The sequence below is a fragment of the Reyranella sp. genome (assembly GCF_004296935.1).
In the GTDB taxonomy this organism is placed as follows: domain Bacteria; phylum Pseudomonadota; class Alphaproteobacteria; order Reyranellales; family Reyranellaceae; genus Reyranella.
On record NZ_SCVH01000104.1, the window covers coordinates 1 to 16,289 of the forward strand.

Here is a 16,289-nt window from a genome sequence, read left to right on the forward strand (position 1 = left end):
CAAGATTGACCAGCAGATATGGGCGGTTCGCCGATGCTGTCGAGCATTTCACCTTAAAATCAAATACCCCGACGGCCAAACAATTGAAGATAATTCCGTTCAGCGCCTACTCAATGACAGCCGAGATTGGCGAGTGAATCGGTCACTATTGGAAGAGTTAGTGGACGCACCCGTAGACGATCCCAATCGCGTGGCGTTTCTTAGGCTAAATGTTCCTTTTGCGCCCGACGAGCGGCACGAGTTGACGAGCCGAACTGACATGTCTCATTCGCCGCCGCTGGCTGACTGGTTCCAAATGCTGCGAGTGAGCGCGATAGATCCGAAAATCCAGAATAGCGCCGATCAAGTGCTCAGTTGGGTACTTAAGAACATATACTTGAAGCCAAGTGACGCTCAGAAGGTCAATCAGGCACTGAAAGCGCACAAGGCGACACGTGTGTCACCTCCATGAGCGCCACTGGAGTGGCGCGCTCCCAGCGGGCTCGACTGAAGCAGGCTGATTCAGATGATATTGATAAATCATGACGTTTCATGATACAGGAAGATCCAAGGAGTTTCCGATATGGCCATCACCCGTGAGAAATTCGCGACCCAGGTCAATGCCAAGACGCTGGCGGCGGTGCGACGGCTTGCGGAAAAGGAAGGCCGGCAGCTTCAGGCGCTGGTCGACGAGGCGCTGACGGACCTCATCGAGAAGCGCCGGCTGGGTCGGCCGCGTGTGCATGTCATGGACGCCTATCAGCGCAGCCATGCCCGGTATGGCGAACTCTACAAGAAGCTGGCGCAGTGAGGGATTACCTCACGCTCGCCGACGTCCTCGCCATTCATGCCGACCAGATAGACCGATACGGAGGGTCGCCCGGCCTGCGCGACGCCGGCCTCCTCGAGGCGGCGTTGTTTCGGCCGCAGACGGGCTACTACGCGGACGCGATCGAGGAAGCGGCGGCGCTGTGGGAGAGCCTCTCCCAGAGCCATGCCTTCATTGATGGGAACAAGCGCACAGCATTTGCGGCGGCTCTCACCTTCCTTGCGATCAACGCCGTTGAACTAAAAGCGTCAGCCGATGAGACCTACGATTTTATCGCGAACCTTCATGACACGGGCACCTTCCGTTTCGACGCGCTCGTAAAGTGGCTTCGAGAAAAAACCTAGGCTCTACTTCTTCAGCGGCAGAATCTGGCCGCGGATTTCGCCGTCGGGGAACTTTTCCGTCATGACGTTCACGTACCACAGGCCGGCCACGACCTGGGCCGCCTGTTCCTCGGTGAGCGTGACGCCGTTCGAAAGATGTGAACGGTCGCGGTAGAACGGCACGTCGATCGGCACAACCTTCTCGCCGTTTTCGCCCGGCGCGGCCGGGCCCTGCAGGTAGGCGATGGTGACGGGTCCGCTCAGGCCGACAAGGTTGAAGCGATATTCGAGCACCTTGGTAGAAGGCCGGTAGACCGCGGTGAAATAGCCGCTGCCCCTGGTCTCCGTGGGTGGCACTTCGCTGGCGCCATTCAGGATCGCCCGGAAGTCGGTCTTGGGCAGCGTGGGCTCGCCCATGTAGAACGAGCAGCCGCTCGTCGTGAGCAGGAGTCCGAGGAACAGGGCGCGGCGAAACATCGTTTCCAGTCTACGCTGCCAAGACGACGATCGTCCCCAGGGTAAATCACGCCCGGTGGTGGACCGGCGCCCGGCCGTAGACTTCTACCGGCAATCCCTCCAGCCGCGCCTTGAGCTGAAGCGCCAGGAACCGCGAATAGAGGCGCGACTGCATGAGATTGCCGCCATGGAACCACAGGTTCTCCTGGGCCGTCGGCTTCCACATGTTGCGCAGCTCGCCTTCCCAGGGTCCGGGGTCCTTCGCCGTGTCGGAGCCCAGCCCCCAGCACTTGCCGACCTTGTCGGCGACCTCGGGCGAGATCAGCTCGCCCGCCCACTGGTTCATCGAGCCGTAGCCGGTGGCATAGACGACGAGATCGGCCTTGAGTTCGCTGCCGTCGTTCAGCACCACGGAGTCGGCCGTGAGCCGCGCCACCTCGACGCCCGACTTGAGTTTTATGCGACCGTCGGCAATCAGCTCCGACGCCCCGACATCGATGTAGTAGCCGGAGCCGCGGCGGAGATACATCGGACCGATGCCGGTATCGTCCTCGCCGAAGGTGAGCTTGAAGCCGGCAGCGCTCAAACGACCGTAGAAATCGGCGTCCTCGCGGCGGATCTGGTCGACCACCGGCCGCATGACCTGCGGCAGCGCGCCATAAGGCATCGACGCCGTGGTGAGATCGGCGATCTCCGTCGTGATGCCGGCCGCCAGCGCCGCTTCCGAATAGAGCGCGCGATTCTTCGCCAGCGTCTCCGCCCGCATGACGAGCGTCGGCGAGCGCTGCAGCAGGGTCACGTCGGCGCCGTGTTCCCAGAGGTCGGCGGCGATGTCGTGCGCAGAATTGTTCGAGCCCACGACGACGCAGCGCTTGCCCGCCCAACCCTCGCCGCCGGTATGGCGGCTGGAATGGTGCTGCGTGCCCTTGAACAGGTCGGCGCCGGGAAAGCGCGGTATCTCGGGGAAGCCCGACATGCCGGTCGCCAGCACGATGTGCTTCGGCGTCATCGTCACCGGCTTGCCGTCGCGTTCGACGATGACCGTCCATTCGCGGCGGCCGGCGTCCCAGGACGCGCTCCGGCACGTCGTCGAACTCCAGTAGTCGAGTTCCATGATCTTCACATAGGACTCGAGCCAGTCGCCCATCTTGTCCTTGGGCGTGTAGATCGGCCAGTGATCGGGGAACGGCAGGTAGGGCAGATGGTCGTACCAGACCGGATCGTGCAGGCAGAGCGACTTGTAGCGGTTGCGCCAGGCGTCGCCCGGCCGCGGGTTGCGATCGACGATCAGCGCCGGCACGCCCAGCCGCTTGAGGCGCGCGCCGAGGCCGATGCCGCCCTGCCCGCCGCCGATCACCAGCACGAAGGGCTGGCGGCCGTAGCCCAGTTCAGCAGCGTCGGCGTGGCGCCGGTCGGTCCAGGTGACGCGGTTCTGGATGGCGCCATGCTGGACGCCCGTCTCGCGCGTCTCGCCCCTCAATTCCTCGAAGCCCTTCAGCTCCATCAGGGCGGTGAACAGCGTGAAAGCCTTGCCGTCCTTCAGACGGACGTGGCCCGTGCCGCGGCCCAGCGCCGTCTCGAAGCTGAACCAGCCGTCGCGGTCGCCGGCGCGGAAGGAGCAGGGCCGCACGTCCTCGAGCCGCGCCTTCAGCATGTCGGCGATCGCGGCGCGTCCCTCCAGCGTCACGATGTTCCAGGTGAAGGAAACGAGGTCGCGCCAGTAGCCATCTTCGGTGAACAGGGCGGTCGTGGCGGTGGCATCGCCGCCTTTCAGCGCCGCGGCGAAGCGGGCAAGCCAATCGGAGATAGAGGACGAGGGGGTGGTTTCTTTCATGAGGCCACTCTAGCCAAAGAATCCCCCGGCCGGTGCCGGGCGTTTTCGCGGAACGATGCGAAGGGGCTGGCCCGGCGAGCGGACCGGGAGGATGATTTGCCTCGGAGGACCACACCCATGAAATACGATGTCATCTCCGCCGATGGACACGTCGACCTGATCTGGCTGCCGCCCGACCTGTTCACCAAGAACGCGTCGAGCCAGATGAAGGAGCGCATGCCCTACGTCGTCGAGGGACCGAAGGGCCCGGAATGGACCAGCCGCAACGGCGCCAAGTTCGGCCTGGTGAACGGCATGGGCTCGGCCGGCCGCGAATATGTGCCGGGCATCATCCACCGCTCCGACCGCATGGCTTCGACCGGCCTCTACGAAGACGGCAAGAAGGGCATCCGCCGCCTCACCGAGGTCGACCTGCGCCTCAAGGACCAGGACCGCGACGGCGTGCAGGCCGAGGTGCTGTACGGCGTGCTGGGCTCGAGCGGCCGGCTGAACGATCCCGAGGCCGCGCTGGAAATGCTGCGCATCTACAACGACTGGCTCCATGATTTCTGCAAGGCCGCGCCCGACCGGCTGATCGGCCTCGCCAACCTCCCGAACTACAACATGGAGGAGTCGGTCGCCGAGGCGATGCGCTGCGCCAAGCGTGGCGTGCGCGGCCTCGACATCGCCAACCGGCCCGACATGACGCCGCTGTGGGACGAGCATTGGGAGCCACTCTGGAAGTTCGGCCACGAGACGGGCATTCCGCTCCACTTCCACACGATCGGCGGCCGCTCGCCCGACGTCACCAAGTTCCCGACGCACGTGCAGCGCCGCATCTTCGCCGTGCACATCACCGGCTTCCAGATGCACATGAGCACCATGCTGATGGGGCTGATCTTCTCGGGCGCCCCGGCGCGCTATCCGAACCTGAAGATCGTGATCGGCGAGGCCGGCCTCGGCTGGATCCCCTACGTGCTGCAGCACATGGATCTCGAGTGGGAGGACCAGTTCAAGGACCTCGACCTCAAGATGAAGCCCAGCGAGTACTGGCATCGCCAGTTCTACGCCACCTACCAGACCGACCCGGTGGGCATCGAACTGCTGAAACACCTGGGCGAGGACAATGTCATGTGGGGGTCGGACTTCCCGCACCCCGACGGCATCTGGCCGGACAGCCAGCAGTTCCTGACCGAGGAGCTGACGGACATCTCGGCCGGGGTGCGTCGCAAGATCGTCCGCGACAATGCGATGAAGCTCTATGGCCTGAATGGGTGAGACCGCCGGAAAGGGCAGCCTCTCGCGCGCCGCCCTTTTGACCACGCTGGCGATGCTGGCCTTCGCCGGCAATTCGCTGCTCTGCCGGCTGGCACTGCGCGACACCGGGATCGATGCGGCGAGCTTCACCGCGATCCGGCTTGCCTCCGGCGCGCTGATCCTGGCCGCACTCCTCATGCTGCGTGGGAAACGCCCGACGGCAGGCGGAAGCTGGCCAATGGCGACCATGCTGTTCGCCTACGCGGTGGGATTCTCCTTCGCCTACCGAGATCTCAGCGCCGCGACCGGCGCGCTGCTGCTGTTTGGCGCCGTGCAGCTCACCATGACGGGCTATGGCCTGTGGACGGGCGAACGGATCCGCGGCCTCAGGCTCGTGGGCCTGCTGCTCGCGCTGGGCGGCCTGGTCTGGCTGCTGCTGCCGGGCCTCGCGGCACCGCCCATCCTGGCGGCGGCGCTGATGCTGGGCGCAGGTGCCGCCTGGGGCGTCTATTCGCTGCTCGGCAAGGGCGCCGGCGATCCGACCGCGGCGACGGGCGGCAACTTCCTGCGCTCCCTGCCCTTTGCCGCAGCCCTTGCCCTCACCGCCACCACTGCCGGCACGGTCGACCATACCGGGGCGCTCTATGCGGTTCTTTCCGGCGCCGTGACCTCGGGACTGGGCTATGTCCTCTGGTATGCGGCGCTCCCGATGCTGAGGGCGACCTCGGCCGCGACGGTGCAGCTCAGCGTGCCGGCCATTGCGGCCCTGGGCGGGGCGGTGCTACTCGCCGAGCCGGTCACGATGCGCCTGCTGGTGGCGTCGGTGGCTGTCCTGGGCGGCATCGCGCTCATGATCTATCGCAGGAATTGAAGGAAGAGTTCATGTTCGAAGTCGCGGACCGTCTCAAGAATGTGAAAGTGTCGGCGTCGGCCGCCATGACCCGCAAGGTACGCGAGCTGCGCGCCGAGGGCGTCAAGATCGTGGGCCTGTCCTCGGGTGAGCCCGACTTCCCGACGCCGCTTCATGCCATCGAGGCGGCCCACAAGGCGGCGTTGGCCGGCGACACCAAGTATCCGCCGCAGGATGGCGTCAGGCCCCTCAAGGAGGCGATCCGGCGCAAATTCAAGCGCGACAACAATCTCGACTATGCGCTCGACGAGGTCATGGTCTCCAACGGCAGCAAGCAGATCATGTATGACGCGCTGATGGCGAGCGTGAACCCCGGCGACGAGGTGATCATCCCGGCGCCGGGCTGGATCTCCTACGCCGACCAGGCGGTGATCGCGGGCGCCAGGCCGGTGTCGGTGTCGTGCCCGGAGAACAACCAGTTCAAGCTGCGCGCCGCCGATCTGGAAGCCGCGATCACGCCCAGGACCAAGTGGATGGTGCTGAACTTCCCCAACAATCCGACGGGTGCGGTGTGCTCGCGCGCCGAGATGCGCGAGATTGCCGACGTGCTGCTCGGCCACCCGCACGTCATGATCATGGCCGACGACGTCTACGAGCACCTGATCTACGACGACTTCGGCTTCTGCACGATCGCCGAGGTCGAGCCCAGGCTGAAGGAACGCACGCTGACGGTGAACGGCGCGTCGAAGGCCTATGCCATGACCGGCTGGCGCGTGGGCTTCGCCGGCGGGCCCAGGCCGCTGATCGCCGCCATGACCAACATGCAGGGCCAGATCGGCTCGGGCATCTCGACCATCAGCCAGGCGGCGGCCACGGCGGCGCTCGACGGGCCGCAGGACCTGCTGAAGGAACGCGCCGCCGACTACCAGAAGCGGCGCGACGAGGTCGTGGCGATGCTGCGCGCGGCGCCCGGCATCACCTGCCACAAGCCCGAAGGCGCGTTCTACGTCTTCCCCAACATCGCCGGCTGCATCGGCAAGACCACGAAGGCCGGGCGCAGGATCGCCACCGACACCGACTTCGTGACGGCGCTTCTCGAGGAGAAGCACGTCGCCACCGTGCAGGGCGCGGCCTATGGCATGAGCCCCTATTTCCGCATCTCCTACGCCACCGACGTGGCCAGCCTGCGCGAAGGCTGCGGGCGCATCCAGGAATTCTGCCGCGAGCTGCGCTGAGCCGTGCTCTACATCCTCGACACCGGCGCGATCCTTCAACGGCCCGAGATTCTCGCCCATGCCGCCGCCGGCGACCTGCTCATCCCGCAGGCCACCGTCGACGACATCCGGGACCGGGAGAAGCGCGGGCTGCGCGCCGACCTCGCGCATCTCCTCGACCGGGCGATCGAGGCCGGCGCCGTCGTCGCTCCATCCGCCGACGGCGGCATTGCCGAGATCGCCCTCACCCTGGCCGCGGAAAACGGCGCCGGGAACGTCCGCGTGGTCACGACCGATCGCCGGCTTGTCCGGCGCCTGGAATCGAAGGGCGTGACGTCGATCGGCGGAAGCGACCTCCTGTCGGCTCAGGCAACGGCGCCGTCCGATGCGGACATCGAGCAGGCCGCCAGGCGCATCGTCAGGGCGCAGCACCGAAACCTCGCGGCCGGGCTCGCCATCGCCCTCGCCGGGACGGCGATCGCGATCGTCATCGTGCGCAATCACCAGCTCATCTTCCACACCGCACCCGACTGGATCGTGCCCATCGCGCTCCTGCTGGCGGGTCTCCTGTTCTTCTGGTGGCGTGAACGCGACCGGCTGTCCTACGGGCTGTTCGAGGTCATGATCGGCCTGCTCATCTCCTCGCAGTCGATCGTCACGCTGCCGCCGCCCTCCGAGCTGTCGACGGCCAAGTCGATCCAGCTGGTGGGCGGGCTCTACGTCATGGTGCGCGGGCTCGACAACATCGACCGCAGCATCGAGGACACGCGCTTCGGCGGCTGGTGGAAACGCCTGTTCCGCGGCGGCCGGTAGAATCAGCCCGGCTTGCCGGCGGCCGGTGCCTGCCAGCGCCGAACCGGCAGCGGATCCCGCCGGCCCTTGACGTACAGGATCTCGACCGCGCCGAAGCCGTCGCCGTCGGCGAGATCCGCGGCCGCGACCACGAGCTCGCCGCCGTGAGCGGCGGCGCAGAGCCGTGCTGCGACGTTCACACTGTCGCCGACCACCGTGTAGTCGCGGCGCTCGGCGGGGCCGATCGCGCCGGCCACGACGTCACCCGTGAACACGCCGATCCCGACCTGACGCGGCAGATTGGCGGCAGCGCAGGCCTCGAGGATGGCCCGCGCCGCGGCCACGGCGCGTTGAGCGGCATCCTCGCCGCTGAAGTGGGCGAGCAGGGCGTCTCCAATCAGCTTGTCGACATCCCCGCCATGGTCGTGAACCGCCCGCACCTGGATCGTCATCAGCTGATTGAGAAAGGCGACCACGGCTTCCGGCGAACTGGCCTCGGCGAAGCCGGTGAAGGCGCGGACGTCCGAATAGAGAAGGCTGAGGACGAGGCGACGCGAGGGAATTGTCCCGCCGCTGTCGGTCCCGCGTGCGGCCTCAGTCGCCCGTGCCGAGACGAAGCTTTCGATGCGTCGACGCAGCGCCACCATCGCCCGGGTACGCGCATCGATATCGTGCTGGGCGCGGCTCACGAGTCGCCAGAGCGCCGCCACGAGGAGAGCCATCAACACCGCCGGCACGATCAAGGGCGCCGCGGTCGCCCGTGCGAGAATGCCGTCGATCCGGTCGATCGGTTCATAGAGCTCGAACACCGCCTGAACGCGGCCCTGGCCATCGAGCAAGGGCACATAGAGTTCGTAGACCGCCGTTCCGTCGGGCTCGACCCGCGGGACGGCCGACGGCCCGGCGCGCTCGATGACGGCACGCAGGGCCGGCCCCTCCTCGATCCTGCCCTCACCCTGGGGAACCGAATCATAGATCGTTCGTCGCCGGAGATCGTAGACCTTGAGCCGGATGAGCTTCAGCTCGTGAACTTCATCGGCGAATGCCTTGTGCAACTCGGCCGAGTCGGTGCCCCGTCCGGCCATCAGATCGAGCCAGGCCGCGGGCGCCGCATTCGATACGGCACGGGCGATCGTATCGGCACGTCGCTGCGCCAGATCGAGATAGATCGCCTCCGTGGCCTGACGGGCACCGAAGACCGTCAAAGCGACCAGGGCGGCGATGAACAGGACGAGGAACGGCACGATACGACGCCGGAAGTGGCGACGCAGCGGAAATGGCTGCTCTTCGAGGGTTCTAAGGTCGCTCAAAAATCGTCTTCTCGCTCAACCGGGGTGGCGTTTGCGCCCGATTAGAGCTGCTTGATCAGCTTCAGCTGCGCCGGAATGCCGAGCTTGCGCGAGCACAGTGGCCAGTGCCACGGCTCCTGCAGGTCGTAGATCATGTACCAGGCGAGGCTGGCGGCCTTCTCGTAATTCTGGGTGTAGTCGGCGGCTTCCTTCATCGTGAGCACTGTGCCGTCGCGCATGCGGGTGTAGGTGATGAAGGTGCGCAGCGTGAACTGGAAGCGTCCGTGATAGGCGCCGCGACTGCCGTAGATCGGCCGCGCCGATGGCCCCCAGCTCCCGCTCTCGCAGGTCGCGAGCTGTTGCAGAAGTTGCTCCTTGCGATCTTCGATTTCCTGCTCGCGCGGCGTGAGCCCGGGGGCGACAGCGGCAACCTCGGGCGGCTTGGAGCCGAACAGGTTGGCGCAGCCTGCGACGCTCAACGAAGCGGCAACGAGAAAAGGGAGAGCGGTGGCGCGAAGAGCGATCACAACCGGTCATTGATCCCATGAAACCGCTGGCGCGGCAAACCCCGTCGACGCGGGTTCGCGACACACAAGGTGCAGTATGACGCACAATGGAATGCGCCAAGGAGTGTGGCGTGAGAGACGACCTCAGCGCCGACCATCCAATACCTAGCCGACCTGACGCGCCTGCCCTGCCCAGTACTTTGCCCGCAGCACTTTCTTGTCGACCTTGCCGACGGCGGTGAGCGGCAGGCTGTCGACGATCTCGATCTGCTTGGGCGCATGCGGGGAGCCCTTGCGGTCCTTCACGAGCTGCATCAGCGCCTCGGGCGAGGGCGTGCAGCCGGCCCTGGCGACGATCAGGGCGGCGACGGCCTCGCCCCATTTCTCATGCGGCACGCCGAACACGGCGGCCATGGCAACGTCGGGATGCGAGGACAGCACATCTTCCACTTCGCGCGGAAAGATGTTGAACCCGCCGCTCACGATCATGTCCTTCTTGCGATCGACGATGTAGAGGTAGCCGCGCTCGTCGGCGCGGGCGATGTCGCCGGTGTGCAGCCAGCCGCCCTTGAAGGTCTCGGCCGTCTGCTCCGGCCGCTTCCAGTATTGTTCCATGGCATGCGGCGCCCGCACGCAGATCTCGCCCGCCTCGCCGGGCTCCACCTCGTTGTTGTCCTCGTCGCGCAGGGTGACGCTGCACGAGGCGATGGGGAAGCCGCAGGAGGCGAACAGCTCGGGACGCCTGGCGTCGTGGTCGGCCTTCCTGAGCACGCTCACCGGATAGCATTCGGTCTGGCCGTAGAGCTGACTGAACACCGTGCCGATGCGCTCCAGCCCCTCGACCAGCCGCGTCGGCGACATCGGCGAGGCACCGTAGAGGATCAGTTCGAGTGAGGAGAGATCGGTCTTGTCGAGCTTGGGATGATCGAGCAGCACATAGACCATCGTCGGCACGAGCAGGGTGAAGTTGATCTTCTCGCGCTCCAGCGTGTCCAGGAACCGCTCGGGATCGAAACCCTTCATGAGATGGACCGTGCCGCCCTTCAGCAGCGCCGGCACCACCTTGGTGCCCGCGACATGGGTGATGGGCGCGGCGGCGAGGTAGCGCGGAGTCTCGGGGAATTCGAAGTCGGCGGCGACCGCAGTCGTCATGGCGGCCGTCGAGCGGTGACGGCGGATCGCGCCCTTGGACTTGCCCGTGGTGCCGCCGGTGTAGTTGATGACGGAATAATCGTCCGGCGTCGCAAGATTGACCGGGCTCGCCTCGCCGATCCTGTCGGCCGCCGCCACGAGGTCGCGGCCGAACGCCGCCTTGCCCATGGTCAGCACGACTTTCAGCCGATCGGCGGCCCTGGCGGCGATTTCACCGCCGCGCTCGGCGTGCGTCCTTGCATCGACGATCAGCGCACTCACCTCGGCGTCCTCGATGACGTCGAGATGATCGCCGAGCGCGCCCAGCGGATGCAGCCAGGTCGTGACCAGGCCCAGCCCGCCGGCCGCGACACCCGCGCACCAGGTCTCGGCGTTGTTGGCGCTCAGGAACGCCACCGTCTGGCCCTTCCTGAGGCCGGCCGCCGCCATCGCCGCCTGCAGGCGTCCGATCAGCGCCAGCGCGCCCAGGTAGGTGAGGCTGCCGCCGTCCCACACGAAGGCCCGGCGTTCCGGAAAGCGCGCCAGGGCACGCAGCACCATGTCGGTGCCGGTGGGAGCCTCGGTGATGGCGTCATGCATCGCATTCATCCTTGGGCCGGATGGACCTTGATCCAGTGCCGCGCGATCTCCTCGCGGGTGGCCACCCAGACCTTGGGCTTGGAGGCGACATAGTCGAGGAAGCGCGCCAGCGTGGCGGCGCGGCTCGGCCGGCCGGCGAGGCGGCAGTGCAGCCCGATCGACATCATCTTCGGGCTGCGGCTGCCCTCGGCATAGAGCAGGTCGAAACTGTCCTTCATCGCCTGGAGCCAGCCGTCACCCGCCGTGAAGCCCGGCGCCACGCCGAACTTCATGTCGTTCACTTCCAGCGTGTAGGGAATGATGAGATGTGGTGTCTCGTCGACGCTGACCCAGTAAGGCAGGTCGTCGGCATAGGAATCGCTCGAGTAGAGGAAGCCGCCATGCTTGATCACGGCCGACAGCGTGTTCATGCCGAAGCGGCCGGTGTACCAGCCGACCGGCGGCTTGCCGGCGGTGTCGGCGATGGCCTTCACCGCGCGCTGGATATGCAGCAGTTCCTGCTCGAACGTGAAATCCTTGTAGTTGATCCAGCGCCAGCCGTGGCTTGCCACTTCGTGACCGGCCGCGGCCATCGCCTTGCCAGCGATCGGGTTCAGCTCCAGGGCGCGGCCGATCGCCCAGGAGGTGAAACGCATCTTGCGCTCCTCGAACAGCCGCAGGATGCGCCAGAATCCGGCGCGGCTGCCGTACTCATACATCGACTCGGTCGAGAGATCGCGACCGCCCTGGATCGGCGTGCCGCCCGGCGTCTCGGTCAGGAACACCTCCGACGCGGCGTCGCCGTTCAGGATGGTGTTCTCGCCGCCCTCCTCGTAGTTCAGCACGAAGCTGACGGCGATGCGGGCATCCCCGGGCCACTGCGGATCGGGGGGATTGGGGCCGTAGCCGAACAGGTCGCGATCGAGATGGTTGTGCATGGAAGGCCCCCGGAAACGCCGACGATTGAAGATCGACTATGCCGCCGCTATAGCTCGCGCGACAAGCTTCGAGGAGAGGACATGGCGGAGAGCAGCGTCGCCGGGGCGGTGCGCGAGGATCGTTTGTGGCAGCGGCACGCCGACATGGCGAAGCTGGGCGGCACGCCCAAGGGCGGCGTCAACCGCCAGGCCCTGTCGGCCGAGGACGCCGCGGCACGAAACCTGCTGGGCACCTGGGCCAAGACCCGTGGCTTCGCCACCTTCACCGATGCCATCGGCAATCTTTTCGTTCGCCGCGAGGGCACGGATGCCAAGGCACAGCCTGTGCTGAGCGGCTCGCACATGGACAGCCAGCCCACCGGCGGCCGCTTCGACGGCATGTACGGCGTGCTGGCGGCCTTCGAAGCGCTGGAAGCGCTCGAAGATGCCGGTGTGAAGACGCGACGGCCGGTGATGGCGGTCGCCTGGACCAACGAGGAAGGCTCGCGCTTCCAGCCCGGCGCCATGGGCTCGGCGGTGTTCGCGGGCCACAACAAGCTCGACGAGATGCTTCAAGCGAAGGACTGGAAGGGAGTCGTGCTGAAGGATGCGCTGGCCGAGACGCTGAAGGCGGCACCGGCGCCGCGGCACGAGGGCCCGCCCGGCTTTCCGCTCGATTTCTACGTGGAAGCCCATATCGAGCAGGGGCCGCGGCTTGAGAATGAGAAGAAGACGATCGGTGTCGTCACCGCCATCCAGGGCAGCCGCCGTTACATCGTCTCCACTACGGGCGAGGAGGCGCATGCCGGCACGACACCGCGCGCCGCCCGCAAGGATGCCTTCCGGGCCGCCCTGCAGATCGCCACCGCGATGTACGAGGCCACGAACGATGGGGGCGACACGCTGCGCTTCACCATCGGCCGCGTCGACGTCTCGCCGGGTTCGCCCAATACCGTGCCGGGCAAGGCGGTCTTCACCATCGACATGCGCCATCCCGACGAGGCCGTGCTGGAAGCGCACGAAGCCAAGCTGGCGGCGATCGTCGCCGCGCGGGCCGCGCCCTGCTCGGCCGGGATCGAGCGCGTGACGGCGGTGGCACCGACGATCTTCGATCCCCGGGTGATCGACCTGGTGCGCACCAAGGCCAACGCCCTGAAACTCGCCAACATGGACATGCCCTCGGGCGCCGGCCACGACGCCATGCACATCGCCCGCCTCTGCCCGACCGGCATGATCTTCGTGCCCTGCGAGCGCGGCGTCAGCCACAACGAGGCCGAGAACGCCACCCCCCAGGACCTCGCTGCCGGCGCCCGCGTGCTGGCCGAGGTGCTGGCGGAGTTGGCGAACCGTTGACCTCAATCCGCACCCGCACATTGTCATCCCGAGCGAAGCGAGGGATCTTTGCTGATCAATAAAGGTCCCTCGCTTCGCTCGGGATGACAGCTTTGTTTTGAATAAGGATTTCGAGCCCATGTCGAAGAAGATGCAGTCCGAGCTCGTGGCGATCCTCACCGACCTGATCGCGCTGCCGAGCCCCTACCCGCCCGGCACCTCGGTGGAGATCTGTGCCTACGCGGCCAGGCGCCTCAAGAAGGCGGGCTACAAGGTCGAGACCGTGACCAAGACCCGGGGCGTCGACAATGTCGTAGCGCGGATGAAGGGCAAGGCCAAAGGCCCGGTCATCGCCTTCAACGCCCATGTCGACACGGTGGGCGTGGGCGAGCGCGCCAACTGGAAGAGCGATCCGTTCAAGGCGCTGGTGAAGGGCGGCCTCGTCCATGGCCTCGGCGCCGGAAACTGCAAGGGCAGCATGGCCGTCCAGATCTGGCTCGCGGAGGAGATCGCGCGCCGCGGTGGCCCGGCCAAGGGCGAGCTGATCTTCACCTTCGTGGCGGATGAAGAGAATCTCGGGCCCGACGGCATGGAGTTCCTGCGCAAGACCGGCAAGGTGCGGCCCGACGCCCTGATCCTGGGGGCGCAGACCGAGAACAATTTGATCGTGGCCGAGCGCGGCGTGATGTGGGCCCGGATCACCACCAAGGGCCGCGCCGCCCATGCCGGCAATCCCGCCGCCGGCGACAACGCCATCCTGCGCATGATGCGGCTGGTGGGCGCACTCAGCTCCTACTACGACAAGGCTCTCGCGCGGCGCGTGTCGGGCGCGATGAAATCGACCGTGAACATCGGCATGTTCCATGGCGGCCACAACACCAACGTCGTGCCCTCGGCCTGCACGGTCGAGATCGACCGCCGCCTTCTGCCGAACGAAAAGGTGAAGGACGCCTTCAAGGAACTGAAGAGCGTGATCGACGGCGTGCGTGAACCCAAGGGCACCTATGGCGTGGAATTCCTGACCGGCACCAACGGCTTCTTCGCACCGGAGAACGGCGCCACCGTCGGCGCCTTCGAGGCGGCGGTGAAAGCCAGGACGGGCCGCAAGGTGAAGTTCCTGAACGCTACCGGCGTCAGCGACGGCCGCTACTACGCCGACGACGGCATCGAAATTATCAACTTCGGCCCGGGCTCCGGCGCCCAGGGACACGCTGCCAACGAGAGCGTGCCGATTGCCGGGATGGTCGAGGCGGTCGAAATCCAGATGGACGTGGTCAGGCGCCTCTTGTCATCCTGAGCGTAGCGAAGGATCCTTCGCTACGCTCAGGATGACAGGGTAGGCGGAGTTACGCCGTCTTTTGCGCCTTCAGGCCAAGCTTGCTGATGGTCTGCTCGCGCATCACGAATTTCTGGATCTTGCCGGTGATGGTCATCGGGAATTCGGGCACGAACTCGATGTAGCGCGGGATCTTGTAGTGGGCGATCTGGCCCTTGCAGAACTCGCGGATTTCCTCGGCGGTGGCGGTCTGGTCGCCGTGCAGCTTGATCCAGGCACAGATCTCCTCGCCATACTTGGGATCGGGCACGCCGATCACCTGCACGTCCTGGATCTTGGGATGGCGGTAGAGAAACTCCTCGATCTCGCGGGGATAGACGTTCTCGCCGCCCCGGATCACCATGTCCTTGAGGCGGCCCACGATGTTGACGTAGCCTTCGCCATCCATGGTCGCGAGATCGCCGGTGCGCATCCAGCCCGCCTCGTCGATCGCCTCGGCGGTCTTCTCCGCGTCGTTCCAGTAGCCCTTCATCACCGAATAGCCACGGGTGCAGAACTCGCCGGTCTCGCCGCGCGGCACCGCCTTGCCCTCGGGATCGACGATCTTGATTTCTATGTGCGGCAGGACCTGGCCCACGGTGGAGACTCGCTTTTCCAGCGGATCGTCGGTGGCGCATTGCGTCGAGACGGGAGAGGTCTCGGTCATGCCGTAGGCGATGGTGACCTGATGCATGTGCATGTGGCTCTGCACCTTCTTCATCACCTCGATCGGGCAGGGCGAGCCCGCCATGATGCCGGTGCGCAGGCTTTTTAGGTCAAACTTGGAAAACTCGGGGTGATCGAGCTGGGCGATGAACATGGTCGGCACGCCGTAAAGCGCCGTGCAGCGCTCCTCGGCGACGGCCTGCAACGTCGCCAGCGGATCAAAGGCCTCGGCCGGATAGACCATGGTGGCGCCGTGGGTCAGGCAGCCCAGGTTGCCCATCACCATGCCGAAGCAGTGATAGAGCGGCACGGGAATGCACAGCCGATCCGCCGGCGTGAGTTTTAGTCCGAGGCCGACGAAATAGCCATTGTTCAGGATGTTGTGGTGGCTGAGCGTGGCGCCCTTGGGATGGCCGGTGGTGCCTGAGGTGAACTGGATGTTGATGGCGTCGTCGAACTGCAGTTTCGGCCCGAGCTCGGCCAGCTTCACCTTTTCGGCGTTGCCGCCTGCCGTCGCCACGTCGTCGAAGTTCAGCATGCCGGGAGTCTTCTCGCGGCCGAGCCGGATGACGTGCTTGAGATGCGGCAGCTTCTTCGCTTTCACCAGATCGTCGACGATCTCGAGATAGTTCGAGGTCTTCAGCGCCGGCGCCAGGATCAGCGCCTTGCACTCGACCTTGTTCATGGCGTACTCGAGCTCGGAGCGTCGGTAGGCCGGATTGACGTTGACCAGCACCAGACCCGCCTTGGCCGTGGCGAACTGGGCCAGAGTCCATTCTGAGGTGTTGGGCGACCAGATGCCGATGCGATCACCGCGCTCCAGCCCCAGAGCCATCAGGCCGGCGGCGAGATCGTCGACCCGCCGGGCCAGTTCACCCCAGCTCCAGCGCACCTTCTGGTGCCGCACGACCAGCGCCTCGCGGTCGCGATAGGTCTCGACCTGACGATCGAAGAAGGCGCCGATGGTCTCGCCGATCAGCTTCCTGTCCGAGACGCCGTGGTCATAAGAGATTTGAGGGGTGGCCTGAGCATTGGTCATGA

The 16,289-nt window shown here is 66.0% G+C and carries 16 protein-coding genes; 9 read left to right on the top strand and 7 right to left on the bottom strand.

What is annotated here, in order from left to right:
- The 3 genes from EPO55_RS14785 to EPO55_RS14795 all read left to right on the top strand — a co-directional run.
- Nucleotides 1-451: hypothetical protein (locus EPO55_RS14785; RefSeq protein ID WP_296337701.1), on the top strand; the 451-nt coding region annotated here is incomplete at its 5' end.
- Nucleotides 452-562: 111 nt separating this feature from the next.
- On the top strand, nt 563-790 hold the full coding sequence (locus EPO55_RS14790; RefSeq protein WP_296337702.1) for a hypothetical protein: 228 nt from the start codon (nt 563-565) through the stop codon (nt 788-790).
- Entirely contained in the window at nt 787-1,152 is a 366-nt protein-coding gene (locus tag EPO55_RS14795) for a type II toxin-antitoxin system death-on-curing family toxin (RefSeq protein ID WP_296337703.1), read from the top strand. The genes EPO55_RS14790 and EPO55_RS14795 overlap by 4 nt, the downstream gene beginning before the upstream one ends.
- 3 nt (nt 1,153-1,155) lie before the next feature.
- Here the strand turns inward: EPO55_RS14795 and EPO55_RS14800 are convergent, their stop codons facing one another.
- Both EPO55_RS14800 and EPO55_RS14805 read right to left on the bottom strand, forming a co-directional pair.
- Complete coding sequence (locus tag EPO55_RS14800) at nt 1,156-1,608, bottom strand: CHRD domain-containing protein (RefSeq protein WP_296337705.1); 453 nt, start codon at nt 1,606-1,608, stop codon at nt 1,156-1,158.
- 46 nt (nt 1,609-1,654) lie between these two features.
- On the bottom strand, nt 1,655-3,421 hold the full coding sequence (locus EPO55_RS14805) for an NAD(P)/FAD-dependent oxidoreductase (RefSeq protein WP_296337706.1): 1,767 nt from the start codon (nt 3,419-3,421) through the stop codon (nt 1,655-1,657).
- A 117-nt stretch (nt 3,422-3,538) separates the two neighbouring features.
- On the opposite strand from EPO55_RS14805, the gene EPO55_RS14810 reads away from it, so the two are divergent.
- From EPO55_RS14810 to EPO55_RS14825, 4 genes are read left to right on the top strand one after another with little or no spacing between them, the layout of a single operon-like run.
- Nucleotides 3,539-4,678, top strand: coding sequence for an amidohydrolase family protein (locus EPO55_RS14810; RefSeq protein WP_296337707.1), 1,140 nt, complete (start codon nt 3,539-3,541; stop codon nt 4,676-4,678).
- A complete protein-coding gene (locus EPO55_RS14815; protein WP_296337708.1) occupies nt 4,671-5,528 on the top strand; it encodes a DMT family transporter in 858 nt (285 codons plus the stop codon). The genes EPO55_RS14810 and EPO55_RS14815 overlap by 8 nt, the downstream gene beginning before the upstream one ends.
- An 11-nt stretch (nt 5,529-5,539) precedes the next feature.
- Nucleotides 5,540-6,742 carry a pyridoxal phosphate-dependent aminotransferase gene (locus EPO55_RS14820; RefSeq protein ID WP_296337710.1) on the top strand — a complete coding sequence of 401 codons (1,203 nt, stop codon included), beginning with the start codon at nt 5,540-5,542 and terminating at the stop codon, nt 6,740-6,742.
- A gap of 3 nt (nt 6,743-6,745) precedes the next feature.
- Nucleotides 6,746-7,534, top strand: a complete 789-nt coding sequence (locus tag EPO55_RS14825; protein WP_296337711.1) for a hypothetical protein — start codon at nt 6,746-6,748, stop codon at nt 7,532-7,534.
- A 2-nt stretch (nt 7,535-7,536) separates the two neighbouring features.
- On the opposite strand, the gene EPO55_RS14830 is transcribed toward EPO55_RS14825, so the two are convergent.
- The 4 genes from EPO55_RS14830 to puuE all read right to left on the bottom strand — a co-directional run bounded on the left by EPO55_RS14830 (nt 7,537) and on the right by puuE (nt 11,956).
- Nucleotides 7,537-8,823, bottom strand: a complete 1,287-nt coding sequence (locus EPO55_RS14830; RefSeq protein WP_296337712.1) for an adenylate/guanylate cyclase domain-containing protein — start codon at nt 8,821-8,823, stop codon at nt 7,537-7,539.
- A 41-nt stretch (nt 8,824-8,864) separates the two neighbouring features.
- Nucleotides 8,865-9,281: a hypothetical protein gene (locus EPO55_RS14835; RefSeq protein WP_296337713.1), complete on the bottom strand. Its 417-nt coding sequence runs from the start codon at nt 9,279-9,281 to the stop codon at nt 8,865-8,867.
- 192 nt (nt 9,282-9,473) lie between these two features.
- Nucleotides 9,474-11,039, bottom strand: a complete 1,566-nt coding sequence (locus tag EPO55_RS14840; RefSeq protein ID WP_296337714.1) for an AMP-binding protein — start codon at nt 11,037-11,039, stop codon at nt 9,474-9,476.
- Between the two features lie 5 nt (nt 11,040-11,044).
- Nucleotides 11,045-11,956: an allantoinase PuuE gene (puuE, locus tag EPO55_RS14845; protein WP_296337715.1), complete on the bottom strand. Its 912-nt coding sequence runs from the start codon at nt 11,954-11,956 to the stop codon at nt 11,045-11,047.
- 81 nt (nt 11,957-12,037) lie between these two features.
- On the opposite strand from puuE, the gene EPO55_RS14850 reads away from it, so the two are divergent.
- Together EPO55_RS14850 and EPO55_RS14855 are read left to right on the top strand one after the other, a co-directional pair.
- Nucleotides 12,038-13,288, top strand: coding sequence for a Zn-dependent hydrolase (locus EPO55_RS14850; protein ID WP_296337717.1), 1,251 nt, complete (start codon nt 12,038-12,040; stop codon nt 13,286-13,288).
- 118 nt (nt 13,289-13,406) lie between these two features.
- Nucleotides 13,407-14,564 carry an ArgE/DapE family deacylase gene (locus tag EPO55_RS14855; RefSeq protein WP_296337718.1) on the top strand — a complete coding sequence of 386 codons (1,158 nt, stop codon included), beginning with the start codon at nt 13,407-13,409 and terminating at the stop codon, nt 14,562-14,564.
- A 49-nt stretch (nt 14,565-14,613) separates the two neighbouring features.
- Here the strand turns inward: EPO55_RS14855 and EPO55_RS14860 are convergent, their stop codons facing one another.
- Complete coding sequence (locus tag EPO55_RS14860) at nt 14,614-16,287, bottom strand: AMP-binding protein (RefSeq protein ID WP_296337720.1); 1,674 nt, start codon at nt 16,285-16,287, stop codon at nt 14,614-14,616.
- Nucleotides 16,288-16,289: the final 2 nt, after the last annotated feature.

What these genes read in the sequence shown, in the direction of transcription:
- EPO55_RS14790 (WP_296337702.1), top strand. Translation starts at nt 563, where the DNA reads ATGGCCATCACCCGTGAGAAATTCGCGACCCAGGTCAATGCCAAGACG.
- EPO55_RS14800 (WP_296337705.1), bottom strand. Translation starts at nt 1,608, where the DNA reads ATGTTTCGCCGCGCCCTGTTCCTCGGACTCCTGCTCACGACGAGCGGC.
- EPO55_RS14805 (WP_296337706.1), bottom strand. Translation starts at nt 3,421, where the DNA reads ATGAAAGAAACCACCCCCTCGTCCTCTATCTCCGATTGGCTTGCCCGC.
- EPO55_RS14810 (WP_296337707.1), top strand. Translation starts at nt 3,539, where the DNA reads ATGAAATACGATGTCATCTCCGCCGATGGACACGTCGACCTGATCTGG.
- EPO55_RS14815 (WP_296337708.1), top strand. Translation starts at nt 4,671, where the DNA reads ATGGGTGAGACCGCCGGAAAGGGCAGCCTCTCGCGCGCCGCCCTTTTG.
- EPO55_RS14820 (WP_296337710.1), top strand. Translation starts at nt 5,540, where the DNA reads ATGTTCGAAGTCGCGGACCGTCTCAAGAATGTGAAAGTGTCGGCGTCG.
- EPO55_RS14840 (WP_296337714.1), bottom strand. Translation starts at nt 11,039, where the DNA reads ATGCATGACGCCATCACCGAGGCTCCCACCGGCACCGACATGGTGCTG.
- puuE (WP_296337715.1), bottom strand. Translation starts at nt 11,956, where the DNA reads ATGCACAACCATCTCGATCGCGACCTGTTCGGCTACGGCCCCAATCCC.
- EPO55_RS14850 (WP_296337717.1), top strand. Translation starts at nt 12,038, where the DNA reads ATGGCGGAGAGCAGCGTCGCCGGGGCGGTGCGCGAGGATCGTTTGTGG.
- EPO55_RS14855 (WP_296337718.1), top strand. Translation starts at nt 13,407, where the DNA reads ATGTCGAAGAAGATGCAGTCCGAGCTCGTGGCGATCCTCACCGACCTG.
- EPO55_RS14860 (WP_296337720.1), bottom strand. Translation starts at nt 16,287, where the DNA reads ATGACCAATGCTCAGGCCACCCCTCAAATCTCTTATGACCACGGCGTC.